This is a genomic window from Pseudomonas sp. GW822-FHT04H02 (genome assembly GCF_058800645.1).
In genome coordinates, this window is record NZ_JBXAMM010000009.1 from 127,188 (window position 1) to 150,421 (window position 23,234).

24 protein-coding genes are annotated in these 23,234 nt (G+C 63.9%); 16 read left to right on the top strand and 8 right to left on the bottom strand.

From position 1 onward, the window contains the following. Positions 1 to 40: 40 nt before the first annotated feature. The 6 genes from AC1RMG_RS30155 to AC1RMG_RS30180 all read right to left on the bottom strand — a co-directional run bounded on the left by AC1RMG_RS30155 (position 41) and on the right by AC1RMG_RS30180 (position 4,356). Positions 41 to 256 (bottom strand): helix-turn-helix domain-containing protein, encoded by a 216-nt coding sequence (locus AC1RMG_RS30155; RefSeq protein WP_011058598.1) that lies wholly within the window; start codon positions 254 to 256, stop codon positions 41 to 43. Between the two features lie 9 nt (positions 257 to 265). Further along, positions 266 to 844 carry a hypothetical protein gene (locus AC1RMG_RS30160; protein ID WP_011058599.1) on the bottom strand — a complete coding sequence of 193 codons (579 nt, stop codon included), beginning with the start codon at positions 842 to 844 and terminating at the stop codon, positions 266 to 268. Positions 845 to 1,384: 540 nt separating this feature from the next. Then, positions 1,385 to 1,861 carry a DUF6392 family protein gene (locus AC1RMG_RS30165; protein WP_015633728.1) on the bottom strand — a complete coding sequence of 159 codons (477 nt, stop codon included), beginning with the start codon at positions 1,859 to 1,861 and terminating at the stop codon, positions 1,385 to 1,387. 150 nt (positions 1,862 to 2,011) lie between these two features. After that, the gene (locus tag AC1RMG_RS30170; protein WP_011058601.1) at positions 2,012 to 3,217 is read right to left on the bottom strand and encodes a CynX/NimT family MFS transporter; all 1,206 of its coding nucleotides are present in this window, start codon (positions 3,215 to 3,217) and stop codon (positions 2,012 to 2,014) included. Further along, on the bottom strand, positions 3,204 to 3,665 hold the full coding sequence (locus tag AC1RMG_RS30175) for a nucleoside deaminase (RefSeq protein WP_015633729.1): 462 nt from the start codon (positions 3,663 to 3,665) through the stop codon (positions 3,204 to 3,206). Before AC1RMG_RS30175 ends, AC1RMG_RS30170 begins: the two co-directional genes overlap by 14 nt. 28 nt (positions 3,666 to 3,693) lie before the next feature. Next, positions 3,694 to 4,356, bottom strand: a complete 663-nt coding sequence (locus tag AC1RMG_RS30180) for an ankyrin repeat domain-containing protein (protein WP_065364770.1) — start codon at positions 4,354 to 4,356, stop codon at positions 3,694 to 3,696. 108 nt (positions 4,357 to 4,464) lie between these two features. Here AC1RMG_RS30180 and AC1RMG_RS30185 point away from each other — a divergent pair, with 108 nt between their 5' ends. From AC1RMG_RS30185 to AC1RMG_RS30245, 13 genes are all read left to right on the top strand, one after another. Further along, a complete protein-coding gene (locus AC1RMG_RS30185) occupies positions 4,465 to 5,328 on the top strand; it encodes a LysR substrate-binding domain-containing protein (protein ID WP_011058604.1) in 864 nt (287 codons plus the stop codon). A gap of 512 nt (positions 5,329 to 5,840) precedes the next feature. Next, complete coding sequence (locus tag AC1RMG_RS30190; RefSeq protein ID WP_011058605.1) at positions 5,841 to 6,656, top strand: energy transducer TonB; 816 nt, start codon at positions 5,841 to 5,843, stop codon at positions 6,654 to 6,656. 55 nt (positions 6,657 to 6,711) lie between these two features. After that, on the top strand, positions 6,712 to 7,437 hold the full coding sequence (locus AC1RMG_RS30195; RefSeq protein WP_011058606.1) for a MotA/TolQ/ExbB proton channel family protein: 726 nt from the start codon (positions 6,712 to 6,714) through the stop codon (positions 7,435 to 7,437). A 1-nt stretch (position 7,438) separates the two neighbouring features. Further along, the gene (locus tag AC1RMG_RS30200; RefSeq protein WP_011058607.1) at positions 7,439 to 7,840 is read left to right on the top strand and encodes an ExbD/TolR family protein; all 402 of its coding nucleotides are present in this window, start codon (positions 7,439 to 7,441) and stop codon (positions 7,838 to 7,840) included. Between the two features lie 530 nt (positions 7,841 to 8,370). Further along, entirely contained in the window at positions 8,371 to 8,952 is a 582-nt protein-coding gene (locus AC1RMG_RS30205) for an alpha/beta hydrolase (protein WP_011058608.1), read from the top strand. A 57-nt stretch (positions 8,953 to 9,009) separates the two neighbouring features. Beyond that, complete coding sequence (locus tag AC1RMG_RS30210) at positions 9,010 to 9,948, top strand: sigma 54-interacting transcriptional regulator (protein WP_072452159.1); 939 nt, start codon at positions 9,010 to 9,012, stop codon at positions 9,946 to 9,948. Positions 9,949 to 10,055: 107 nt separating this feature from the next. Then, positions 10,056 to 10,490, top strand: a complete 435-nt coding sequence (locus tag AC1RMG_RS30215; RefSeq protein WP_146042000.1) for a hypothetical protein — start codon at positions 10,056 to 10,058, stop codon at positions 10,488 to 10,490. Further along, positions 10,490 to 11,131, top strand: coding sequence for a hypothetical protein (locus AC1RMG_RS30220; protein WP_103407120.1), 642 nt, complete (start codon positions 10,490 to 10,492; stop codon positions 11,129 to 11,131). Before AC1RMG_RS30215 ends, AC1RMG_RS30220 begins: the two co-directional genes overlap by 1 nt. Positions 11,132 to 11,351: 220 nt before the next feature. Then, the gene (locus tag AC1RMG_RS30225) at positions 11,352 to 12,134 is read left to right on the top strand and encodes a MetQ/NlpA family ABC transporter substrate-binding protein (RefSeq protein WP_011058610.1); all 783 of its coding nucleotides are present in this window, start codon (positions 11,352 to 11,354) and stop codon (positions 12,132 to 12,134) included. A 471-nt stretch (positions 12,135 to 12,605) separates the two neighbouring features. Further along, positions 12,606 to 13,271, top strand: coding sequence for an amino acid ABC transporter permease (locus AC1RMG_RS30230; RefSeq protein ID WP_011058611.1), 666 nt, complete (start codon positions 12,606 to 12,608; stop codon positions 13,269 to 13,271). Beyond that, on the top strand, positions 13,252 to 13,911 hold the full coding sequence (locus AC1RMG_RS30235) for an amino acid ABC transporter permease (RefSeq protein ID WP_015633731.1): 660 nt from the start codon (positions 13,252 to 13,254) through the stop codon (positions 13,909 to 13,911). Before AC1RMG_RS30230 ends, AC1RMG_RS30235 begins: the two co-directional genes overlap by 20 nt. Further along, positions 13,908 to 14,690, top strand: coding sequence for an amino acid ABC transporter ATP-binding protein (locus tag AC1RMG_RS30240; protein ID WP_493170905.1), 783 nt, complete (start codon positions 13,908 to 13,910; stop codon positions 14,688 to 14,690). Before AC1RMG_RS30235 ends, AC1RMG_RS30240 begins: the two co-directional genes overlap by 4 nt. Next, positions 14,687 to 15,571, top strand: coding sequence for a transporter substrate-binding domain-containing protein (locus AC1RMG_RS30245; protein WP_019095357.1), 885 nt, complete (start codon positions 14,687 to 14,689; stop codon positions 15,569 to 15,571). The genes AC1RMG_RS30240 and AC1RMG_RS30245 overlap by 4 nt, the downstream gene beginning before the upstream one ends. 223 nt (positions 15,572 to 15,794) lie before the next feature. On the opposite strand, the gene AC1RMG_RS30250 is transcribed toward AC1RMG_RS30245, so the two are convergent. Continuing rightward, positions 15,795 to 16,991, bottom strand: a complete 1,197-nt coding sequence (locus tag AC1RMG_RS30250; protein ID WP_493170906.1) for an AAA family ATPase — start codon at positions 16,989 to 16,991, stop codon at positions 15,795 to 15,797. Positions 16,992 to 17,265: 274 nt separating this feature from the next. On the opposite strand from AC1RMG_RS30250, the gene AC1RMG_RS30255 reads away from it, so the two are divergent. Genes AC1RMG_RS30255 through AC1RMG_RS30265 form a run of 3 tightly spaced genes read left to right on the top strand, consistent with a single transcriptional unit; the run spans position 17,266 to position 22,510 of the window. Further along, complete coding sequence (locus AC1RMG_RS30255; RefSeq protein WP_011058616.1) at positions 17,266 to 18,360, top strand: efflux RND transporter periplasmic adaptor subunit; 1,095 nt, start codon at positions 17,266 to 17,268, stop codon at positions 18,358 to 18,360. Next, positions 18,357 to 19,427 (top strand): efflux RND transporter periplasmic adaptor subunit, encoded by a 1,071-nt coding sequence (locus AC1RMG_RS30260; RefSeq protein WP_315869373.1) that lies wholly within the window; start codon positions 18,357 to 18,359, stop codon positions 19,425 to 19,427. Before AC1RMG_RS30255 ends, AC1RMG_RS30260 begins: the two co-directional genes overlap by 4 nt. Beyond that, on the top strand, positions 19,424 to 22,510 hold the full coding sequence (locus AC1RMG_RS30265; protein WP_011058618.1) for an efflux RND transporter permease subunit: 3,087 nt from the start codon (positions 19,424 to 19,426) through the stop codon (positions 22,508 to 22,510). Before AC1RMG_RS30260 ends, AC1RMG_RS30265 begins: the two co-directional genes overlap by 4 nt. A gap of 30 nt (positions 22,511 to 22,540) precedes the next feature. Here AC1RMG_RS30265 and AC1RMG_RS30270 read toward each other — a convergent pair whose 3' ends face one another. Continuing rightward, positions 22,541 to 23,167 carry a class I SAM-dependent methyltransferase gene (locus tag AC1RMG_RS30270; protein ID WP_493170908.1) on the bottom strand — a complete coding sequence of 209 codons (627 nt, stop codon included), beginning with the start codon at positions 23,165 to 23,167 and terminating at the stop codon, positions 22,541 to 22,543. Positions 23,168 to 23,234: the final 67 nt, after the last annotated feature.

Consider the following 23,234-nt stretch of genomic DNA (forward strand, 5'->3'; position numbering starts at 1 on the left):
CTTTAACGATCGGGACTCGGATCAAACAAACGCGGGGGTGTCACGCGGGCTCGGTGGCCTGATATTCCAGCAGGTCGCCGGGCTGGCAGTCGAGTGCGGCGCAGAGTTTGTCCAGGGTCTCGATTTTCATCCCCTTGACCTTGCCATTTTTCAGCAACGACAGATTGGCCTCGGTAATGCCCAGGATGGCGGCCAACTCTTTCGAGCGAATCTTGTTTTTAGCCATGACAACGTCAAGCCGAACGATAATGGTCATCTCATTGTTCTATATGTAGTGACTGTGCTCATCACTGAGGACTTTGGCGTCGCGCATGATAATGGAAAACGAGCAGAGCAAGATTCCTTTGACCACCTCGTAGGCCGCGTAGGACGAGAAGCCCGCGGAAATCTGCAGGATGCGCTGGCCGGGCGGCAGGTCGATGGACAGGGCCAGGCCTTGCAGGGTTTCCATCATCGGGAACGTGGCCGGGGCGACTATCCACAGCATGCCCACGCGCCAGAGGATGCGGATGTTGCGATCGCTCCAGGTTTCGCCACGGGACAGGCGCAGGAAGAACACGCCGGTCAGGTACAGGGCGAAGCTCGACAGCAGCAGTGGCAGGAAGTCGAGGATCACCAGCAGGGTGAAGCTCAGCGACGAGAGCTTGAAGTCGGCTTCCAGCAGGCGCGGCGAGTGCTCGGCGAATACGCTGAGCAGGGCGCCCAGGACCTGGTCCTTGCTGTAGATCCAGAGCCCGGCATTGCCGCCCAGCTCCACCACGCCCATGACCCAGGCCAGGATCGCGGCCAGCAGGCCGACCCGTCGTAAGCGGTACTGGGCCGAGCCGTTGATTTGGGAGTTCATGCGTTATTCCTTGCAAAACTTTGGGGGTGGCAAATTATTGATAAAAAATTATCGAATTACAATAATTTATTTTCAATAATCGTCACGACTCCAGGCCAGGAATCATGCTGTGGCGAGGGAGCTTGTTCCCGCTCGGGCACGTAGTGGCCGTAAAACCTGAGGTTGGGGTCTTATTGGTGTACCTATCCATTGCTGCGGTCACGGCCACTTATGGTTTCGCTCTTGCAGCGAGTCACTTTGAAGCCCGGAATGCCGGCCAGCCCAAAGTAACCAAAGGCTCCTGCCCCTTCACTCGGTGCCTCGCCTAGGCTCGGGCATCGTGTCTAAGGGGGCAGGAAGATCAAAAGCCAGAGCAAGATCAAAATCTGCCGGCGGCCTACCGGCCGGCCTATCTCTGTCGTCCTCCACGTTTCCCGTCGCCGCTGCCGAGCCTGCGAGGCTGCGAAAAGGACCGCAGGGCCTTGCTTGGCGATCTCGCGCCGGTCCTCTGATGCCTGGCGGATCGCCGCGAGTCTCCACGAGCCACTCTGTGTGGCCGAATCAGTCGCGCTGCGGCTCCAGCAAGTCGAACGACAGGACCTTGATCTGCCGGTCGGCGCTATAGACGAACCCAACCCGCGCACCGGGATGCAGGTGCTCCGGCAGGCGGTAGCTCTCCCAGGCGTTGAGCGTGTATTGCCCATCTGCTGATGGCCTGCGCTCCCCCGATCGCAGGGGCGTACCCAGCAGGTTGCGGATGTCGGCGTGGGTCATGCTGCGCGAGAACGGGGCGGGCAGCTCGCCCCTGTAGAAGGAGCGCCCCTGTTCAAGGGGCATGAGTTCGATCAATACCTTTTCCAGGGCCAGGCTGTCTTCCCAGAAGTCCAGCATCAGGCCGGGCTCGACGATCACGGTCAGCCAATCGAATTCGTCGTAGATCTTGTCCGTCGGGGTCTCGATGCGTTCTCCCCGGGCGATCAGTTCTTCATGGCTGAGCCCCAGGCTGCTTACCCAGCGGCCGATCGTTGCAGCGTCCATCGCTATTCCTGTGTCCTGAGTTGAGTGTGTGCCCGTTGTCGCGAGAGGCGTTGGCGGCCGATCTTAGCCGGTCGAGAAGGATAGTGGTGCTGTGGCGACATGAAGAACGCCGCCTGCCGTGCTGGCAGGCGGTGGGTTGGAGGGCCGGTGTCAGGCCGGTTGGGGCGCGGTATCGAGCTGGGCCCGGGCCTGATAGCTGGCGGGGCTGAAGATCCGGGTCAGGAGCAGCATCGCCAGGACACCCACGATCAGCACCCACCAGGCGCTGACAAAGCTGCCGGTGACTTGCCGCAGCCAGCCGCTGAGCCATGGCGAGACGGCGTTGATCAGAAAGCCCACGCCCTGGACAAAAGCCGCCAGTTGCCCGGCTTCCCGAGGGTCGCGCCGGTGATCCAGGGTGAGGATCAGGCTCAGGGCAAAGCACGCTCCGAGGCCGAAGCCGATCAGCGCCACCCACAGGTGCGGGCTCTGCAAGGGCCACAGCACCAGCCCGAGAAAACCCGCGGCCTGGGCCGCGAGGCTGATGCCCAGCAGCGGGCGGCGGTCGCTGCTGCGCTGGGCCAGGGCCGGCATCAGCAGGGCGGCGCTGACTTGGAACAGGGTCATGAAGGCCAGCAGCGAACCGCTCTGGCTGGCGCTCCAGCCCATCTGCAGGTAGTAGGCCGGCAGCCAGGCGACCATGCTCATGTAGCCGCAGTTCACCAGGCCGAAATACAACGCCAGCAGCCAGGCGCGGCGGTTGTTCCAGAGCCCGGCCAGGGGAGCCGGGCTGCCGTTGCGGCGGCCGGCGCCCAGGGGCAGGCAGGCCCAGAGCAGCAGCGCCGCCATCGCCGGTAGCAGCCAGACGCCAAGCCCCGCCTGCCAGTTGGCGAAGTGGCTGGCCACCTGCGGGCTGAGCAGGGCGGCAATGCCGCCACCGCCCATCAGCGAGGCCGAGTAGACGCCCATGGCCAGGGCCACCCGGTGCTGGAACTGGCGCTTGATCAACGCCGGTACCAGAGCCTGGATCAAGGCCACCCCGGCGCCGCCGAGCAGGGCGGTGGCGAGCAAGGCCGCGGCCTGGCCGAAGAACAGCCGCACCAGGCAGGCCAGCAGCACCAGCAGCAAGCCCAGGGAAACGCCCCGACGCTCGCCCAGGCGGGCTTCGATGCGTACACCGAGCAAGGCCACCAGGCCCATGCAGATCACCGGCAGGCTGGTGAGCCAGGCGCTGCTCTGGAAGCTCATGCCGGTGGCGCCGCGGATCTCGTTGAGCAGCGGGCTGACCGAGCTGAGGATCGGCCGCAGGTTCAGCCCCAGGCACACCAGCAGGGCCCAGCCGGCCCAGCGCTGGAAGGTGGACTCAGTTCGCTGCATGACGCTCCTGCCAATCCTGGTAGAGGGCGCTCATCGCTGCCTGGGGCAGGTGCAGCACCGGCAGGCGCTGGGCTTCCAGGGGCTTGCTCAGTTGCTGGTAGATGGCCGCGGTGGACAGGCCGAACGGCTCAGCTTGTTCATTGCTGGCCGCGAATACCGCGCGGGACACGCCGCACAGGTACATGGCGGCCAGGCACATGGGGCAGGGCTGGCCGCTGGCGTAGATCACGCAACCATCCAGGCGCGGGCCCAATTGCCTGCTGGCGGCGCGGATGGCCAGCATCTCGGCGTGGGCGGTGGGGTCCTGGCTGAGGTGGATTTCATTCACCGCCTCGGCCAGTACCCGGCCGTTGCGCACCAGCAATGCGCCGAACGGGCGGCCGCCCTGTTCGACATTGCGCCGGGCCAGTGCCACGGCCTGTTGCAGGTAGTGTTGATCGTCGTGCATGCAAGGTTCCTTCAAAAGAGGGGCGGGCTCAGGCAGCGCCGGCATCGCGCAGCAGCTTGGCGATGGCGCCCTGGCCACGGCGCTCGGCCTGTTGCAACGGGCTGAGGCCGGCACGGTCCGGCAGGTTCAGGTTGGCGCCGGCGGCAATCAGTTGGGCGACGATCTGTTGGTGCGCCGGGCCGCCGTCGGACAGCACTATGGCTTCCATCAGGCAGGTCCAGCCCAGGTGGTTGACGTGGTCCAGCTCGACGCCGGCCTCGATCAGCAGGCGCACGGTTTCCACGTGGCCGCGTTCGCAGGCCGGGATCAGCGCGGTGCCGCCGTAGCGGTTGGTGCTCTTGAGGTCGGCGCCGTGGGCCAGGGTCAGCTTGAGGATTTCGTTGTGACCGCTGGCGCCGGCCAGCAGGTAGGGGCTGTCCTGGATCAGGTTCTTGCGGTTGACGTCGGCCCCGGCCTCGATCAGCGCCCGGGCGATGTCGATGCGGTTGTCCCGGGTGGCCACCAGCAGCGGGCTGCTGCCGTCCAGGCCACGGCCATCGAGCGCCGCGCCTTGCTCAAGCAACTGTTGCACCTGTTGCAGTTGCCCCTTGCGTACCGCTTCCAGCAACGCGCCATCGCTGGCCATGACCACCCCCGCAGTGAACAGGCCGGCGGCGATCAGGCCGCGTTTGAGAAAACGCTTGAGTTGCATGAGAACCTCCCGTTCCGGCTGATGAAAGGGAAGTATGGTGACGGCCCTGGGTATTCTGAAATTAAATATAATCATGCCAACCAGTGGCAGTCAGGATGGTAGGTCAACATGTTGGATCCGGTGTTATTACGCAGTTTTGTCGCGGTCGCCGACAGCCAGAACTTCACCCGCGCCGCCGAGCGCCTGCACCTCACCCAGTCCACTGTGAGCCAGCAGGTGCGGCGCCTGGAAGAGAGCCTGGGCTGCCAGTTGCTGGACCGTGACCAGCGCCGGGTGGTGGCCACGGTGGAGGGCGAGCGGCTGCTGGCCTACGCCCGGCGCATCCTGGCGCTGCATGAAGAGGCCAGCGATATGCTGGTCAACCAGCGCGGCGAAGAAGTCCTGCGCCTCGGGGTGCCGGAAGATTTCGCCGCCGAGCGCCTGATGCCCATGCTCTCGCGCTTTGGCCTGGACTACCCGGCAGTGCGCCTGGAGGTCAGCAGCGGCCTGGGCCCTGAGCTGTTGCGCCAGTACCGGCGGGGTGAGTTCGACCTGCTGCTGGTCAAGCAGATGGGCCACAGCGATGACTGCGTGGACTCCTGGCCCGAGCCGCTGTGCTGGGTCGATAGCGTTCGCCAGCCCGCCTTTGGCCGCGATCCGCTGCCTTTGGTGGCGTTCCCGGTGGGCGGCCTGTACCGCCAGGAAATGCTCCATCACCTGGAGGTCGGAGGCTGGCCGTGGCGCATCGCCTATTCCAGCGCCAGCCTGGCCAGCGTCTGTTCGGCGGTGGCGGCGGGCCTGGGCATCAGCCTGTTGCCGGTACGGGTGCTGGGCAAGGGGCATCGCGTGCTCGACGCCGACAGCGGTTTGCCGGACATACAGGGCGTGCGGCTGGCGTTGTACGCCGGCAGTGGCTTGAGCCGGGCCGGCAAGGAGCTACAGGAACAGTTGCGGGCAGTGGCAAGCGTCAAGCCGCAAGTGGCCAGGCGATAACTGTCTGCTGGTTGGCCAGGTTCGTCTGCACCAGGGCTGTACAGGCCGATCATCCGGGGGGCGAGTTGCGGAACAGCTTCGCCTAGCCGTCGCGCGTTCGATAACAGGCGGCCGCCGGGATCTCATCGCCTCATGCCGGTAGCACAGTGCCCCAGCGGCCCTGGAATGCCCCTTCACAAGATTGTTCAAGCAGCGCAAGGGCTGATCTTGAGGGGTCGCTGCTGCTTGGAGAGCTGTTCCATCCCCCGCCAAGCGTCTTGTTTCGATGCTTTGCGGGAATATTTTCGATGCCCGCAAGGCATGGTGTTTTTCCCTCTTGGCTGCAGCCCTTGAACCACGGGGCCTGGGGCTTTTTCGCGAAATCAGGTATTCGATTTCGATCTATCTATAACTTGAAAGATTACTTTAAGAGATAAGCACGGGGCACTGATCATTGACCCCGCGGCACCGTTGCGTGGGGGCAGTTCAAACGCCGGTGCCGGGTTTTTCAAAAGATCGTAGGGAGTGAATCCATGGGCAATGTCCAGACCGCCGCCAGTGCACACGAGGTGCTGTGGCGCCAGGCACCGAGCGGCGAGTTGGTCGACCTCGGCCGGCCTCACCGCTTGCCGCTGGGCCAATTGCGTCTGCAACGCACGCCCAAGGGGATATTGCGTCGCCGTGAGGCCATCATCCTCGGCGCCGCGGCCCTGGTACTGCACGCGGCAGTGATCTACTGGCTGAGCCAGAAGCCGACCCCGGTGCTGCCGATCGTGCCGCCGGAAATCCCGCCCATGACCATCGAGTTCTCGCGTCCGGCGCCGCCGGTGGTCGAGCCCCCACCGCCACAGCCGGTACAGCCGGTGGTGGAGCCGCCACCGCCAGTGGAGGACGAGCTGGCCGTGAAGCCGCCACCGCCCAAGCCGGTGCCCAAACCCAAACCCAAGCCGGTGCCCAAGCCCGAGCCGAAACCTGCGCCCAAACCGGTGCAGCAGACTCCGGCGCCGCCACAGCCCGCGGCCCCGGTAGCCGCTCCGGCTCCGCCCGCGCCACCGGCCCCGGCGCCCGTGACCCCGGCTTCGGCGAATGCCGCGTACTTGAAGAACCCGGCGCCGGAATATCCGTCGCTGGCCCAGCGTCGCGGTTGGGAAGGCACGGTGCTGCTGCGGGTGCATGTACTGGCCAGCGGCAAGCCGGGCGAGATCCAGATCCAGAAGAGCAGTGGTCGCCAGCAACTCGATGACGCCGCCCTGGCCGCGGTCAAGCGCTGGAGTTTCGTCCCGGCCAAGCAGGGCGACGTGGCCCAGGACGGCTGGGTCAGCGTACCCATAGATTTCAAGATTCATTGAGCCGCAAGGCCGATCAACCAACACGCGCTAAACGCTTACACAGAGGGAACACATCATGACGTTACTGGCATCTCCACTGGAATCCATCGAAAGCGCGGTGATCTGGCTGTTGGTGGTCTTCTCCGTCGCCACTTGGGGCCTGGCCCTGGTCAAGGGCGTGCAGTTCGCCCGCCTCAAGTCCCAGGATCGCAAGTTCCACAATCAGTTCTGGGCAGCGTCCAGCCTCGACTCCGCTGCCTCGTTGAGTGAAACCCAGCCCGGCGCGGCGGCCCGGGTGGCCCAGGCCGGCTATGCGGCGATCCAGGTTGGCGAAGCGCCCCACGCGGCGGACCTGAGCCAGGCAATCAACCACCAGGACCGTCTCGAACGTGCCCTGCGCCAGCAGATCGTGCGTGAGCGTCGTTCCCTGGAAACCGGCCTGGCGGTGGTTGCCAGTATCGGCAGCACCTCGCCCTTCATCGGCCTGTTCGGCACCGTGTGGGGGATCATGGAAGCCTTGAAAGGCATCAGCGCTGCTGGTTCGGCGAGCCTGGAAACCGTGGCCGGTCCCATTGGCGCAGCCCTGGTGGCGACGGGGGTGGGGATCGCCGTCGCAGTGCCGGCGGTGCTGGTCTACAACTACTTCCTGCGGCGCCTGAAGCTCACGGCCGCGGACCTGGACGACTTCGCCCACGACTTCTACAGCCTGGCGCAGAAGAACTCCTTCCGCGTGCTGATCCACCCGAGCGTGCACAAGGCCGCGGCCCAGGGCAGCCCGCAAAAAGTGAAGGAGGCGTCCTGACATGGCCTTTTCCACCCAAGACAGCGATGAAGTGCTGAGCGAGATCAACGTCACGCCGCTGGTGGACGTGATGCTGGTGCTGCTGGTGGTGTTCATCGTCACCGCGCCGCTGCTGACCAACGCCATTCCGATCAACCTGCCCAAGACCGAGGCCGTGGCCCCGGTGGAGCAGAAAGACCCGCTGGTGGTGAGCATCGACGGTGCCGGCAAACTCTTTATCAACAAGGACGAGATCCAGCCGGACCTGCTGGAAACCAACTTGCAAGCGGCCAAGGCCAAGGACCCGCAAGTGCGGGTCCAGCTGCAGGCCGACGATGGCGTCAACTACGGCGAAGTGGCCCGAGCCATGGCGTCCATCGAGCGTGCGGGCATCACCAAACTGTCGGTGATTACCGCTCGCTGAGACCGAGCAACAACGCCACGACTTTTCAGGCCGTCTCCTTGGCAGGGTGCGGCCTTTTTTTTGCCTGGCGAAAAGCCCCCGCAAGGCCCCCACCGAAATCGCGCCAGCCGTAGGCGCTGGCTTGCCAGCGAAGGCGTCCTTGAGCGCGGTGCAAGGCTTGCGGGCCCCTTCGCCGGCAAGCCGGCTCCTACAAGAACACCGCCGTAATCGCGCCAGATGTAGGCGCTGGCTTGCCAGCGAAGACGTCCTTGAGTGCGGTGCAAGGCTTGCGGGCCGTTTCGCCGGCAAGCCGACCCCTACAAGAACACCGCCGTAATCGCGCCAGATGTAGGAGCTGGCTTGCCAGCGAAGGCGTCCTTGAGCGCGGTGCAAGGCTTGCGGGCCCCTTCGCCGGCAAGCCGGCTCCTACGGAGGCCGGGGGAAGTTTTATATTCGTTTAAGGCATTAATAAATAGCTTCTTATTCCTTAACGAATATAAATCCCCTCCCTATACTCGTCCGGGAACAGACACGCAGCAGGAGAGTTCCCCATGCGCAACGAATCCATTCGCTACTTGATTGTGCCGGGCTGGCAAGGATCGCCAGAAGATCATTGGCAAACCCACTGGCAGAACAGCCTGCCCAACAGCGCGCGGGTGGAGCAGGCCGACTGGCTGACGCCGCGCCGCGAAGATTGGGTGGCGGCCCTGGCCGAGGCCATTGCCGCCGACGACACTCCGGTGATCCTGATTGCCCACAGCCTGGGTTGCATTACCGTGGCTCATTGGGCCGCGCGCGCGCCCGTAGCGGCCCTGCGCCAGGTGCGCGGTGCGTTGCTGGTGGCCCCGGCGGACGTCGAGCGCCCGGCCTGTGCCCCGGCGCTGCGCAATTTCGCGCCGATCCCCCGGCACCTGCTGCCGTTCCCCAGCCAAGTGGTCAGCTCGGATAACGACAGTGCCGTGAGCGCGCCGCGGGCCCTGGAGCTGGCCCGTGACTGGGGCGCCGAAGCCGGGATCCTGGCCGGCGCCGGCCATATCAACGTCAAGTCCGGCCACCATCGCTGGGAGCAGGGTTTCGCCTATCTGTACCGCTTGCAGAACCGCATGGAACAACACGCCCTGCGTCGTGCCTGATCGTCCTTTTTTCGTTTAAACGCCCCGTCCCCCGGCGGTCTGGGGCGGGAGCCTGCCATGAGTGCCCATACCCCATTCGGTCAGCCGTTGCTGACCTTCCCCGATGCCGAGAAAAGCCCCCTGAGCATCCGCGCCAAGGCGCTGGTGTTCGTCGACCCGCGCTCGCGGCAGTTGCGCGAAGAGCTGGAGCAACTGGCGCCGCGTTCGGTCTCGGTACTGATCCGTGGTGAAACCGGCACCGGCAAGGAGCTGCTGGCCCGGCACATCCACCGTGCCAGCGATCGCAGTGGCCTGTTCGTCTCGGTGAACTGCGGCGCCATCAGCCCGACCTACGCCGACGCCGAACTGTTCGGTTATGCCGCCGGCAGTTTCAGCGGTTCGGCCAGCAGCCGCGCCGGCTGGTTCGGCTCGGCCAACGGCGGGACCCTGTACCTGGATGAAATCGGCGACCTGCCGCTGCCGATCCAGACCAAGCTGCTGGCCGCCCTGGAGAACCACGAAGTGACCCGGGTTGGCGCCCAGCAACCGAGCCCGGTGGACGTGCGCCTGGTGGCGGCCACCAGCATCGACCTGGCCCAGGCGGTGGCGGCGGGCAAGTTTCACGAGCGCCTGTATCGCTACCTCAGCGAAGGCCAGCTGGAACTGCCGGCGCTGCGGGAACGGGTGGGAGACATCGAGTCCCTGGCCGAATACTTCCTCGGCATCTACAGCCAGCGCCTGGACCTGCCGGTGCCGCTGATCAGCGAAGCCGCGCAGCAGGCCCTGAATCGCCACAGCTGGCCGGGCAACACCCGGGAGCTGGAGAACGTCATCCACTTTGCGCTGCTGGTCAGCAGCGGCGAGGAGATACTGCCCGAGCACCTCAACCTGCCGGAAACAGTGTCACCGCTGAGTGAGTTGGAGCGGCAAATAGAGGTGTTGCTGCGGGGAAGTGAGAGTGAGCGCGGAGGGTTGAAGGCTGTGCTGGAGAAGGTTGCGCAGCGGTTGGGATTGTAGAGCGGAGCGAGCACGAGAGTTATTGCAAAAGCAATGGTTGTACATGCAAATGATTAGCATTAACTTCTTCGAAAAGGAAATCTGCTTCAAGCATTAAAGGGATTTTTATGAGAAGAGTATCTTGTGCGGTCATTTTTCTATCTGCTCTGACCCCCAACGCCTATGCGTATCTCACTGAACTGGCGATGTTTTCTCGTGCCAACTGTTTCGGTTTCAACGAGTCAGTCAGTTGGGACACGATACGTACATGGAAATTAGAAACATCGTCTGTGCAATACAACACTGTGGATGGCAGTTACAGGGAGTTTTACGATAAATCCGACAGTACCTGGCGGTCTTATGCAGGTTGCGGATTTTGTGGCATGGATTGGGAAGTCTACGGTTTCCATTATGCGGACGGGAAATATGGCGATCCTGACTACAGTGCTCAACAGGATCATCTGCTTGTCAATGTCTGTACTCCTGGCTGGTCTCCAAGCGTAGCTGACGGTTCGCCCTGCCTCGAAACCTACACGACCTCTTGCAATCTGACGGAGTGGTGATGATGCGCTTGTTGATGATCTGCATAAGCATGTTGCTTGTTTCATTCTCGGCAATTGCGGAGTTGGAAATTCACCCTCTAAGTGGTAACGCACATATTCAAAGTATCATTAACAAGAGACCCGCCTCATCCCGAATTGAGCCTGAGAAAAGATCGAGCTTTCCAAGCTTCGAGCAATTCAGTTCGATGGTCACACTCGCTCAGAAGACCGATAAAAGGCTATCTAAAGCAGTCAGGTTCAAATCGGAGTCGAGAGCGGCAATTGAAAAATTGGGATGTCAGTTTTCCAAAGAAGCCCCCTCCGGTGTCGAGATGAAGGAAGGCGGTTTGAACGGTGTCATGTCACTTTATTCGTGCGGTGCTGACTATGTTGTCACCTACGAGTCCCACTATGAACGTGAGCTGACGCAGCGTGTAGTTGTTTACGACGATGATTACGCCAAGCCTCAAGACCTCGGTAAGCCCTTGGTGAAAACGTCGGAAAAAGTAGTGGGCGGAGTCAGGAAGACCGGGTTGCGCTGGATGAACTCGAAGCATGAAGTGAGGTATGACATTTACGCCAGCCTGGAGGGTGATGGTGCACTGGAGAAGGCACTGACGTCGGTCATTACCAAGGTTGCCATTGAAGTCGGTAATCGATAGATCGCAGGCGTTGTGTAACGGAGCAACGAGACGTACCGGCAGGCTAGCCAGCTATCCATTTTGTACCCGTAAAAAAGTTATAAGTTCTTGCGAAAAAGATATTGTTCGGGAATAAAAAATCTCGGTATTGTCCGCCTCACGCCAGCAGTGGCACTTCACTGGCACCTCAATCAGTTCCCTATTTGAAGCCGTCGTCGACCTCGACACCTAAGGACCTTGCATGAAAAAAGTTCTGTTGTTCACCGCACTGGCGGCAGCCCTGAGCGCAGGTATCGCCCAGGCTGGCGAGAAGCTGGTGGTCGCTGCGACCCCGGTGCCCCACGCCGAGATCCTCGAGCTGATCAAGCCGACCCTGGCCAAGGAAGGCGTGGACCTGGAAATCAAGGTCTTCACCGACTACGTGCAGCCCAACGTGCAGGTCGACCAGAAGCGCCTGGACGCCAACTACTTCCAGACCCTGCCCTACCTGAAAAGCTTCAACGAAGGCAAAGGCACCCACCTGGAAACCGTGATCGGCGTGCACGTCGAACCTTTCGGCGGTTACTCCAAGAAGGTCAAGACCCTGGCCGAGCTGAAAGATGGCGCAACCATCGCCATCCCCAACGAAGGCAGCAACAGTGGCCGCGCCCTGATCCTGCTGCAGAAGGCCGGCCTGATCGAGCTCAAGGACCCGAAGAACGCCGTGGCCACGCCCAAGGACATCGCCAAGAACCCGCACAACTTCAAGTTCAAGGAACTTGAGTCGGCCATGCTGCCGCGGGTCCTGGACCAGGTTGACCTGGACATGATCAACACCAACTACGCCCTGGAAGCCGGCCTGAACCCGGCGAAGGATGCGCTGATCATCGAAGGTTCCGATTCGCCTTACGTGAACTACCTGGTGGCTCGCCCGGACAACAAGGACAGCCCGGCCATCCAGAAGTTGGCCAAGGCCCTGACCAGCCCGGAAGTCAAAGCCTTCATCGAGAAAAAATACAGCGGCGCAGTACTGCCGGCGTTCTGATGAACTAGGCTACTGACGCGACAAACCCCTTCAAGGTTTAAACGCCGACGGCTAGCGCAGCGTCGGCGTTTTTTATTGCGCCGGAAAAAACCGTAGGAGCCGGCGCCTACACAGGGGCGTTTTTGGCAGTGGGCTGGGTGGCCCGGCGCAGGGCCGCCAGCCATTTCATCAGTTCATGGGGGTCCAGGGGTTGCGGGGTCTTTGCATCGGCCATGGTGGTCGTCCTTGAGAAGTGCAGCGTCCAGTGGGGCTGTTCGAGCGCGAAAGAACCCGGCAGGCCCGGCAGAGAAGGTAGTAGCTGGGCGCCAGCCCGGCAAATCCGCGGGTTAGGTTTTTGGGTGATATCAATATGCCTTAACGGTATTTAAATTCTGCTTTTTATAGCTATAAAGTCGCGGCAGCCGGGCGGTTACCCATCGCCCCATGGACTGCACCACCGCCGCTGTATCCCAGCGGCGTCCAGGACTTTCAATGACCCTCGACTACGCCTTTATCCTCAGCACCCTGCCGGCCTTTCTCAAAGCCGTTGGGGTAACCCTGCAGGTCGGCCTGATCGCCATCGGCACTTCCCTGCTGGTGGCCCTGATCAACGCCACGCTCCTGGTATTTCGCACCCCTTACCTGCACCGGCTGATCGGCCTGTACGTGGAACTGGCGCGCAATACACCGTTGCTGATCCAGCTGTTCTTCGTCTACTTCGCCTTGCCGGCCCTGGGGATCAAGGTCTCCGGCTTCACCGCGGCGATCATCACCATGACTTTTCTTGGCGGCGCCTACCTCACCGAGGTGCTGCGGGCCGGCGTGGAAGCCGTGCCCCAGGCGCAGCTGGAGTCGGGGCGCTCCATCGGCCTGTCGCAGTGGCAGTTGCTGCGCTACGTGATCCTGCCCCAGGCCGGGATCCTCAGCCTGCCATCGCTGTTCGCCAATTTCATTTTCCTGCTCAAGGAAACCACCGTGGTCTCGGCGGTGGCGGTGCCGGAAATTCTCTACACCACCAAGAGCTACATCGCCCTGTACTACAAGACCTACGAAATGCTCGCGGTGCTGACGCTGATCTGCGTGCTGTTGTTCCTGCCCCTGTCGCTGTTGCTCAGCCGTCTGGAAAGGAGGTTGCAGCATGGCCAGTTCGGGTCTTGAGCTGTTGCTGGTGTCCCTGCCGCAACTGGCCAGGGGCGCTGCGCAGACCTTGTCGATTTCCTTGCTGAGCATTGCCTTCAGCACCCTGGGCGGCGTGCTCTATGGCGTGCTGCGCAGCCTGCAGCGCAAGGTGCTGGACGTGCCGCTGCGGATCTACCTGGAGCTGTTCCGGGCCATTCCGGTGCTGGTCTGGCTGTACCTGCTGTTCTTCGGTTTTCCGATCTTCTTCGGCATCAGCATTCCCAGCTTTACCTGCGCGGTGCTGGTGTTGTCGCTGTGGGGCGCCAGCGAGGTCGGCGAGGTGGTGCGCGGGGCGCTGCAGTCCCTGCCCCGGGGCCAGCGTGAGGCAGGGCTGTCCATCGGCCTTTCCGGTGCCCAGTTGTACGGCTACGTATTGCTGCCCCAGGCGCTGAAACGCATGACGCCACCGACCATCAACGTCTACACGCGGATCATCAAGACCAGTTCCCTGGCGGTGCTGATCGGCGTGGTGGACGTGATCAAGGTCGGCCAGCAGATCATCGAGCGCACCTACGAGTCGGTGCTGATCTACGGCGTGCTGTTTCTGTTTTTCTTCTTTATCTGCTACCCGTTGTCAGCCGCCTCCCGCGTGCTGGAACGGCGCTGGACGCAAGCATGAGCGCATTGATCGAGTTCCAGGGTTTCAACAAGTTCTTCGGCCCGCAGCAGGTGCTAAAGGAAGTGGACCTCTGCGTGGCGGCGGGTGAGGTGATCGTCATCCTCGGCCCCAGCGGCTGCGGCAAGAGCACCCTGTTGCGCTGCCTCAACGGCCTGGAAACCGCCCGCAGCGGCCACCTGCGTTTTGCCGGGCGCGAACTGCTGAGCCCCGCCACCGACTGGCGCCAGGTGCGCCAGCAGATCGGCATGGTGTTCCAGAGCTATCACCTGTTTCCCCACATGAACGTGCTGGACAACATCCTCCTGGGGCCGCTCAAGGTACAGAAGCGCGAGCCCCGGGAAGCCCGGGCCCAGGCCGAGGCGCTGCTGGAACGAGTGGGCCTGCTGGACAAGCGCGAGGCCTTTCCCCGGCAGCTTTCCGGCGGCCAGCAGCAACGCATCGCCATCGTCCGTTCGTTGTGCATGAACCCCCAGGTGATGCTGTTCGACGAGGTCACCGCGGCGCTGGACCCGGAGATGGTCAAGGAAGTGCTGCAAGTGATCCAGGGCCTGGCCCGCGACGGCATGACCCTGTTGATCGTCACCCATGAAATGGCCTTCGCCCGGGCCGTGGCCGACCGTGTCGTGTTCATGGACGGCGGGCGCATCGTGGAACAGAACACCCCCGAGGCTTTCTTCACGAACCCGCAGAGCGCACGCGCGCAGCAGTTCCTGGAGAAGTTCTCCTTCGTTGAAGCACTGCCCAAGAAAGCCCCTAAAAAGGAACTGGAGCTCTTATGAAAACTGCCAAGTCTTCGCTGTTGTTACTGCCGCTGTTCGGTCTGGCCCTGCTGGCCGGCTGCGATAAATCCAATGATGCACCCAAGCCTGCGGCCACGGCCGCCAGCGCCGCGCCGGCGGCCGGCTACCTGGACAAGATCAAGGCCCGGGACAAGCTGATCGTCGGTGTATTCACCGACAAGCCGCCGTTCGGTTTCGTCGATGAAACCGGGCGCTACGTGGGCTTCGATACCGACATCGGCCGGCAATTCGCCAAGGACCTGTTGGGGGACGAGAACAAGGTTGAATTCGTCGCCGTGGAACCGGCCAGCCGCATTCCCTTCCTGCAGAGCGACAAGGTCGACCTGATCCTGGCCAACATGACCGTGACCCCGGAGCGCAAGGAGGCGGTGGAGTTCACCAACCCCAACCTCAAGGTGGCGGTCCAGGCCCTGGTGCCTGAAGGCAGTGAAGTGAAGAGCCTGGATGACCTGGCGAGCCGCACCACCATCGTCACCACCGGCACCACCGCGGACATCTGGCTGACCCAGAACCACCCGGACTGGAAGCTGCTCAAGTTCGAGAAGAACACTGAATCCCTGCAGGCCCTGGCCAATGGCCGTGGCGACGCCTATGCCCAGGACAACCTGATCCTGTTCAGCTGGTCCAAGCAGAACCCGGGCTACCGTGTATTGCCCCAGACCCTGGGCGAACAGGCGCCGATCGCCCCGGCGGTGAAGAAGGGCAACATCGAACTGCGGGACTGGGTGAATGCCGAACTGGCCAAACTGGGCGAGGAGAAGTACCTGCTCAAGCTGTATGACCAGTACGTGCGCAAGGAACTGAGCGACGACACCAAGCCCGAGAGCGTGATTGTCGAAGGCGGCAAGTGGCAGGGCTGATCCTGCCCGACCTGTAGGAGCTGGCTTGCCAGCGAAGGCGTCCGTGAGGACGGTGCGGGGCTTGAGGGCCTCTTCGCCAGCAAGCTGGCTCCTACAGAGGGTGTATTTGTAGGAGCTGGCTTGCCAGCGAAGGCGTCCGCGAGGACGGTGCAGGGCTTGAGGGCCTCTTCGCCAGCAAGCTGGCTCCTACGGGGGCATGGCAGTCGGGGCCGGCGGGGAGGGGTCAGTCAGGCCAGTTCCACGCCGGTTCGTCCAGCATGCGCTGGCCGACGATGCCGGTCTGGCCCAGTTGTTTCTCCAGCACGATGCAGTTGCATTCGGGGTCTTGCTGCAAGGCTGCGATCAGCCGCCGGGCGTGGGACACCACCCACACCTGGCACTGCTGCGAGGCGCGAATGATCAGGCGCGCCAGGGCCGGCAAAAGGTCCGGGTGCAGGCTGGTCTCCGGTTCGTTGAGCACCATCAGGGTCGGTGGTCGTGGGGTCAGCAGGGCCGCTACCAGCAACAGGTAGCGCAAGGTGCCGTCGGACAGTTCCGCGGCCGACAATGGTCGCAACAGGCCTTCCTGATAGAACTGCACCCCGAACAGCCCCCCCGGAACGGCATTGATCTCCAGCCGCGACTCCGGGAAGGCATCGCTGATGGTTTCGTGCAATGCCTGCTGATCGCCCACTTCGATGATGGTCTGCAACGCGGCGGCCAGGTCCCGGCCATCGTGGTGCAGCACCGGGGTGCGGGTGCCCAGTTGTGGTCGGCGCGCGGGTGCCTGGCTGTCGGTGCGCAAGTGGTCATAAAAACGCCAGCCACGGATCTGCTCGCGCAGATGCAGGACCTCGGGCGATGAACTCAGGTTGCCCACCCGGTCGAACAGGCTGTCGCCGCTGCTCGTGTGCTGCGCCAGCACCTCCCATTGGCGGCCCGCACGGGCTCGTATCATCGGGCCCTGGCGGTCCACCAGGGCACTGGCCGAGCGGTACAGGGGCCCGCCCCAGATGCTCTCGCGCTTGATCCACGGGTCGAGAGTGAAGCGCGAGGCAATCGGCGAGCTGTGCCCGGGCAACATAAAATGGCCGCTGGAATCCGGCAGCCCCAGGCTGATCGCGTACCCGAAGTCCTCACCGGCAAAGCCCAGTTGCAGGCGTCTGGCGGCCTTGCGCGGCCCGCCCTGGATCGGCACCTCGCCCTGGCTCATGCGTCGGCTGATCTGTTCCGGCCCGGCCCAATACGTCGATTCCAGCCCGCCTTCCTTGGCCAGGGCGTTGACCACGCCGCCCTGGGCGGTCTCCGCCAGCAGGCGCAGGGCGCGGTACAGGTTGGACTTGCCGCTGCCGTTGGCGCCGGTGACCAGGTTCAGCCGACCCAGGGGGATCACCAGTTTGTTGATGGAGCGGTAGTTGGCCACCGCCAGGGTCTTGAGCATGCCGGGTCTCCTGTTGCGTGGTGCGCAGTGTGCCTGATTTGTGGAGCCGCAGCTTGCTTGCGGCGGCCCTCGAAACCGACGTTGTGCTTGCCAGGATAGAGCGCGTCGAGGGCCGTTGCGGCTGCTGCGCCCCGGGGCGCCGGCCGGCCAGCGGGAGCAGGCTCCGCGCCACCGAAACCCTCTCTGATGAGACTGGCGTGCAGCGGTTGAACCCTGTTCTAAGCTCACAGTCGTAACGTCACTGGCGAGACAGCATCACGCAAAAGGAGCCTGCATGGCTGCGTTCAATTCGAAGTGGATAGTGGGATTGACCCTGTTGCTGCTGCTTGGCGGCTGCGGGGCGGAAAAGCCCGGGGAAAAGGAGCGCCCGCGGGTGCGCATCCTGGAGGTGCAGAGCAGTGACTTCGCCCCTTCGGTGACCCTGACCGGTGACGTCCAGGCCCGGGTGCAGACCGAACTGTCGTTCCGCGTCGGCGGCAAGATCATCCAGCGCATGGTCGATGTCGGCGATCGGGTTACCGCGCAACAGGTACTGGCCAAGCTCGATCCCAAGGACCTGCAGACCAATGTCGATTCTGCCGCGGCCTCGGTGTTCGCCGAGCAGGCCCGGGTCAAGCAGGCCGGCGCGGCGTTTGTCCGCCAGCAGAAGCTCTTGCCCAAGGGCTACACCAGCCAGAGTGAATACGATTCGGCCCAGGCCGCCCTGCGCAGCAGCCAGAGCGCCCTGAGCGCGGCCCAGGCGCAACTGGCCAACGCCCGCGAGCAACTGAGCTACACCGAGCTGGTGGCCGAGGCTCCGGGGGTGATCACCGCGCGCCAGGCCGAGGTCGGCCAGGTGGTGCAGGCCACGGTGCCGATCTTCAGCCTGGCCCGGGATGGCGAGCGCGATGCGGTGTTCAACGTCTACGAGTCGCTGCTGATGCAGCCACCGGGCCAGGAAACCATTCACATCAGCCTGCTGGACAACCCCAAGGTGACCACCACCGGCAAGGTGCGCGAGGTGACGCCGGTGGTCTCGGCCCAGAGCGGCACGGTGCAGGTCAAGGTGGTGCTCGATTCGTTGCCGGCGGGCATGGACCTGGGCTCGGTGGTCAGCGCCACCGCCCGGGCCCATGGCAAGGCCAGTGTGGTGCTGCCCTGGTCGGCCCTGACCAAGAATCTCAGCGAGCCTGCCGTGTGGCTGGTGGGCGAGGACGGCAAGACGGCCCTGCACACGGTGAAGGTCGGGCGCTACCTCACCGGCAAGGTGATCATCAGCGACGGCCTCAAGGGCGGCGAGAAAGTGGTGGTGGCGGGTGGGCAGTTGCTGCACCCGGGGATGTTCGTGGAGATCGCCTCGCAAACGAGCGACCAGGGAGCACAGCCATGAAGCGCCTGCTGCCGTTGTTGTGTGCCAGCGCCTTGTTGCTGGGCTGCTCCAGGGAAGAGCCGGCGCCGGAGCCGGTGCGCCCGGTGCTGTCGTTCCGGGTGGCGCCCCAGGCCGAGGAAAGCCTGGGGCGTTTTGCGGGCACCATCCAGGCCCGCTACGAGACCAACCTGGGCTTCCGGGTGCCGGGGCGCATTGCCAACCGCAATGTCGATGTCGGCGCCGAAGTGGGCCCCGGGGACTTGCTGGCCACTCTGGACCCCACCGACCAGCAGAACCAGCTGCGGGCCGCCCAGGGCGACCTGGCCAAGGTCGAGGCGCAGTGGATCAACGCCCAGGCCAATGCCCGGCGCCAGCAGGAACTGTTCGATCGCGGCGTGGGCGCCCAGGCGCAACTGGACATCGCCCAGACCGACCTGAAGACCACCGGTGCCTCCCTGGACCAGGCCAAGGCCTCGGTGCGCCAGGCCCGGGACCAGCTCAACTACAGCGAACTGCGCAGCGATCACGGCGGCGTGATCACCGCCTGGAACGCCGAGGCCGGGCAGGTGGTGACCGCCGGCCAGCAAGTGGTGACCCTGGCCCGGCCGGAGATCAAGGAAGCGGTGATCGACCTGCCGGCCAGCCTGGTGGACCAGTTGCCGGCCGGTGTGGAATTCAAGGTCGCGGCACAGCTGGACCCAAGCATCAACACCACTGCCACGGTGCGCGAGATCGAACCCCAGGCTCAGAGCGCGACCCGTACCCGCCGCGCCCGCCTGACCCTCAAGGACACCCCCGAAGCCTTTCGCCTGGGCACCGCCATCAGCGTGACCCTGAGCACCGCCATCGAGCCGCGCACCGAGGTGCCGCTGACCGCCCTGCAAGAGGTGCAGGGCAAGACCCGGATCTGGGTCGTCGACCCCCAGAGCCAGACGGTGGCTCCGCGCGAGGTCACGGTGCTCAGCCGCGACAGCGCTTCGGCGTTGATCAGCCAGGGCGTCAAGCCCGGCGAGCGGGTGGTCAGTGCCGGGGTCAACAGCCTCAAGCCGGGGCAGAAAGTCAAAATCGATGAGGACCGCGCACAATGACGCCCGACAGCAAAGGGAGCTTCAACCTGTCCGAGTGGGCGATCAAGCATCAGTCCTTCGTCTGGTACCTGATGTTCGTCGCGCTGCTGATGGGCGTGTTTTCCTACATGAATTTGGGGCGCGAGGAAGATCCCTCCTTCACCATCAAGACCATGGTCATCCAGACCCGCTGGCCCGGTGCGACCCAGGAAGAAACCCTGAAGCAGGTCACCGACCGCATCGAGAAGAAACTCGAAGAGCTGGACTCGCTGGACTACGTGAAAAGCTACACCCGCCCCGGCGAATCGACGGTTTTCGTCTACCTGCGCGACACCACCAGTGCCAAGGACATTCCCGAGATCTGGTACCAGGTGCGCAAGAAGATCAACGACATCCGCGGCGACTTTCCCCAGGGCCTGCAGGGCCCGGGGTTCAACGATGAGTTCGGCGATGTGTTCGGCTCGATCTACGCCTTCACCGCCGATGGCCTGAGCATGCGCCAGCTGCGCGACTACGTGGAACAGGTACGGGCGCAGATCCGTGAGGTGCCGAACCTGGGCAAGGTGGAGATGGTCGGCGAGCAGGACGAAGTCATTTACCTGAACTTCTCCACCCGCAAGCTGGCGGCCCTGGGCATCGACCAGCGCCAGGTCCTGCAGAGCCTGCAATCGCAGAACGCGGTGACCCCGGCCGGGGTGATCGAGGCAGGGCCGGAGCGCATCTCGGTGCGCACGTCCGGGCAGTTCGCCTCGGAGAAGGACCTGGCCACGGTCAACCTGCGGCTCAACGACCGCTTCTACCGGCTGGCGGACATCGCCGAGATCAGCCGCGGCTATGTCGACCCTTCCACGCCGCTGTTCCGCTTCAATGGCAAGCCGGCCATCGGCCTGGCGATCGCCATGAAGAAGGGCGGCAACATCCAGGACTTCGGCAAGGCCTTGCACGCCCGCATGGACCAGCTCACCGCCGACCTGCCGGTGGGCGTCGGGGTGCACAAGGTTTCCGACCAGGCCGAGGTGGTGGAAGAGGCAGTGGGCGGTTTCACCAGTGCCCTGTTCGAGGCGGTGATCATCGTGCTGGTGGTGAGTTTCATCAGCCTCGGGGTCCGCGCCGGGCTGGTGGTGGCCTGCTCGATTCCGCTGGTGCTGGCCATGGTCTTCGTGTTCATGGAGTACAGCGGCATCACCATGCAGCGGATCTCCCTGGGGGCGCTGATCATCGCCCTGGGGCTGCTGGTGGATGACGCGATGATCACCGTGGAAATGATGGTCACGCGGCTGGAGAAGGGCGAGAGCAAGGAGCAGGCAGCGACCTTCGCCTACACCTCCACCGCCTTTCCCATGCTCACCGGGACCCTGGTGACCGTGGCCGGCTTCGTGCCCATCGGCCTCAACGCCAGTTCTGCCGGTGAGTACACCTTTACCCTGTTCGCGGTGATCGCGGTGGCCATGCTGGTGTCGTGGATAGTCGCGGTGCTGTTTGCCCCGGTGATCGGCATCCACATCCTCAGCACCAACGTCAAACCCCATTCCGATGAGCCGGGGCGTATCGGACGCGCCTTCAACGGTGGCCTGCTGTGGGCCATGCGCAACCGCTGGTGGGCCATCGGCATCACCGTGCTGCTGTTCGTGGCTTCGGTGTTCTGCATGCGTTTCGTGCAGAACCAGTTCTTCCCGTCATCGGACCGGCCGGAGATCCTCGTTGACCTCAACCTGCCGCAGAACGCTTCGATCAACGAGACCCGCCAGGCCGTGGACCGCCTGGAGGCCACCCTCAAGGACGACCCGGACATCGAGCGCTGGAGCACCTACATCGGCGAGGGCGCGATCCGTTTCTACCTGCCCCTGGACCAGCAACTGCAGAACCCCTACTACGCCCAGCTGGTGATCGTCAGCAAGGGCCTGGAGCAGCGCACGGCCCTGACCCAGCGTTTGCAGAAACGCCTGCGGGAAGATTTCGTCGGCATCGGCAGCTATGTGCAGGCCCTGGAAATGGGCCCGCCGGTGGGGCGGCCGATTCAATACCGGGTCAGTGGCAAGGACATCGACCAGGTGCGCAAGCACGCCATCGAACTGGCCACCGAGCTGGACAAGAACCCGCACATCGGCGAGATCATCTACGACTGGAACGAGCCCGGCAAAGTGCTGCGCATCGACATCGCCCAGGACAAGGCGCGGCAACTGGGGCTGTCCTCCGAAGACGTGGCGCAGTTGATGAACAGCATCGTCAGCGGCTCCACCGTGACCCAGGTGCATGACGACATCTACCTGATCAACGTGGTCGGTCGCGCCGACGACAACGAGCGCGGCTCCCCGGAAACCCTGCAGAACCTGCAGATCGTCACCCCCAACGGCACTTCGATCCCGCTGCTGGCGTTCGCCAGCGTGCGCTACGAGCTGGAGCAGCCGCTGGTGTGGCGTCGCGACCGCAAGCCGACCATCACCATCAAGGCCGCGGTGCGCGATGCGATCCAGCCCACCGACCTGGTCAAGCAACTGAAGCCGGACATCGACCATTTCGCCGCGCAACTGCCCGCCGGCTATTCGGTGGCCACCGGCGGCACCGTGGAGGAAAGCGGCAAGGCCCAGGGGCCGATCGCCAAGGTGGTGCCGCTGATGCTGTTCCTCATGGCGACCTTCCTGATGATCCAGCTGCACAGCGTGCAGAAGCTGTTCCTGGTGGCCAGCGTGGCGCCCCTGGGGCTGATCGGCGTGGTCCTGGCCCTGGTGCCCACGGGCACGCCCATGGGCTTTGTGGCGATCCTCGGGATCCTGGCGCTGATCGGCATCATCATCCGCAACTCGGTGATCCTGGTGACCCAGATCGACGAATACGAGCGCGAGGGCTATCACCCCTGGGACGCGGTGCTGGAAGCCACCCACCATCGACGGCGGCCGATCCTGCTGACCGCGGCGGCGGCCAGCCTGGGGATGATCCCGATTGCCCGGGAAGTGTTCTGGGGGCCGATGGCCTACGCCATGATCGGCGGCATCATCGTTGCCACCTTGCTCACCCTGCTGTTCCTCCCGGCGCTGTACGTGGCCTGGTACAAGATCAAGGAACCGAGCAAGGACACCGAGCGCACCCGGCCCACGGCCTCATAGGCGCTGGCGAGCCGGCTCCTCGCAGGGGGATCAGGCCTTGCGCCAGACGCTGGCCAGCCACGGTTGCTGTTCCCGAGGCAGGCCGGCGGGGCGGTAGTAGTGTTCCAGCTCGACGAACCCGGCATCCGTCAGCAACGCCTGCCAGGCCGCCAGGTCGTGGTAGGCACCATAGCGCGGGCCGTTCCAGCCTTCCTGGTTGTCACCCCGGGGATTGGAGCTGAACAGTACGCCACCGTCCTTGAGGCTGGCATGCAGTTGCTTGAGCACCCGCGGCAGTTCCTGGCGGGGAATGTGGAACAGCACCGCGTTGGCGAAGATCCCGTCGAAGCGTTCAGCCGGCAGGTCGAGCTTGAGGAAGTCCTGCTGCCAGACCTCGCAGCCACTGTCTTCCCGGGCCATCTGGGCGAAGCGCTCGCAGCCGTCGAGGCCGACGGCGACATGGCCCAGGCGGGTGAAGGTTTGCAGATCACGCCCCGGGCCGCAGCCGAAGTCCAGCACGCTGAACGGCGCCGGGCCCTGGATATGCCGCAGCAGCGCGTCGATGTTCTGGCTCACATCGTGGTCGCGGGTGCCTTCACGAAAGTCTTCGGCCACCTGCTGGTAGTGGCCGAGGGTGGTGGCGGTGATGCTGTCGAGATCGTCGGGGGCGAGCTTCATGGCGGGCTGCGTGGCTAGAGAGGAGGCGGCCAATATACCGCCAATGACGGCCTGGCGGCCTGTTCGC

Coding starts and splice junctions, on each gene's coding strand:
- AC1RMG_RS30220 (WP_103407120.1), top strand. CDS start 10,490: ATGATGCGCTTGTTGATGATCTGCATAAGCATGTTGCTTGTTTCATTC.
- AC1RMG_RS30160 (WP_011058599.1), bottom strand. CDS start 844: ATGAACTCCCAAATCAACGGCTCGGCCCAGTACCGCTTACGACGGGTC.
- AC1RMG_RS30175 (WP_015633729.1), bottom strand. CDS start 3,665: ATGCACGACGATCAACACTACCTGCAACAGGCCGTGGCACTGGCCCGG.
- AC1RMG_RS30215 (WP_146042000.1), top strand. CDS start 10,056: ATGAGAAGAGTATCTTGTGCGGTCATTTTTCTATCTGCTCTGACCCCC.
- AC1RMG_RS30250 (WP_493170906.1), bottom strand. CDS start 16,991: ATGCTCAAGACCCTGGCGGTGGCCAACTACCGCTCCATCAACAAACTG.
- AC1RMG_RS30200 (WP_011058607.1), top strand. CDS start 7,439: ATGGCCTTTTCCACCCAAGACAGCGATGAAGTGCTGAGCGAGATCAAC.
- AC1RMG_RS30210 (WP_072452159.1), top strand. CDS start 9,010: ATGAGTGCCCATACCCCATTCGGTCAGCCGTTGCTGACCTTCCCCGAT.
- AC1RMG_RS30245 (WP_019095357.1), top strand. CDS start 14,687: ATGAAAACTGCCAAGTCTTCGCTGTTGTTACTGCCGCTGTTCGGTCTG.
- AC1RMG_RS30225 (WP_011058610.1), top strand. CDS start 11,352: ATGAAAAAAGTTCTGTTGTTCACCGCACTGGCGGCAGCCCTGAGCGCA.
- AC1RMG_RS30190 (WP_011058605.1), top strand. CDS start 5,841: ATGGGCAATGTCCAGACCGCCGCCAGTGCACACGAGGTGCTGTGGCGC.
- AC1RMG_RS30170 (WP_011058601.1), bottom strand. CDS start 3,217: ATGCAGCGAACTGAGTCCACCTTCCAGCGCTGGGCCGGCTGGGCCCTG.
- AC1RMG_RS30165 (WP_015633728.1), bottom strand. CDS start 1,861: ATGGACGCTGCAACGATCGGCCGCTGGGTAAGCAGCCTGGGGCTCAGC.
- AC1RMG_RS30195 (WP_011058606.1), top strand. CDS start 6,712: ATGACGTTACTGGCATCTCCACTGGAATCCATCGAAAGCGCGGTGATC.
- AC1RMG_RS30205 (WP_011058608.1), top strand. CDS start 8,371: ATGCGCAACGAATCCATTCGCTACTTGATTGTGCCGGGCTGGCAAGGA.
- AC1RMG_RS30270 (WP_493170908.1), bottom strand. CDS start 23,167: ATGAAGCTCGCCCCCGACGATCTCGACAGCATCACCGCCACCACCCTC.
- AC1RMG_RS30255 (WP_011058616.1), top strand. CDS start 17,266: ATGGCTGCGTTCAATTCGAAGTGGATAGTGGGATTGACCCTGTTGCTG.
- AC1RMG_RS30235 (WP_015633731.1), top strand. CDS start 13,252: ATGGCCAGTTCGGGTCTTGAGCTGTTGCTGGTGTCCCTGCCGCAACTG.
- AC1RMG_RS30240 (WP_493170905.1), top strand. CDS start 13,908: ATGAGCGCATTGATCGAGTTCCAGGGTTTCAACAAGTTCTTCGGCCCG.
- AC1RMG_RS30230 (WP_011058611.1), top strand. CDS start 12,606: ATGACCCTCGACTACGCCTTTATCCTCAGCACCCTGCCGGCCTTTCTC.
- AC1RMG_RS30265 (WP_011058618.1), top strand. CDS start 19,424: ATGACGCCCGACAGCAAAGGGAGCTTCAACCTGTCCGAGTGGGCGATC.
- AC1RMG_RS30155 (WP_011058598.1), bottom strand. CDS start 256: ATGACCATTATCGTTCGGCTTGACGTTGTCATGGCTAAAAACAAGATT.
- AC1RMG_RS30185 (WP_011058604.1), top strand. CDS start 4,465: ATGTTGGATCCGGTGTTATTACGCAGTTTTGTCGCGGTCGCCGACAGC.
- AC1RMG_RS30180 (WP_065364770.1), bottom strand. CDS start 4,356: ATGCAACTCAAGCGTTTTCTCAAACGCGGCCTGATCGCCGCCGGCCTG.
- AC1RMG_RS30260 (WP_315869373.1), top strand. CDS start 18,357: ATGAAGCGCCTGCTGCCGTTGTTGTGTGCCAGCGCCTTGTTGCTGGGC.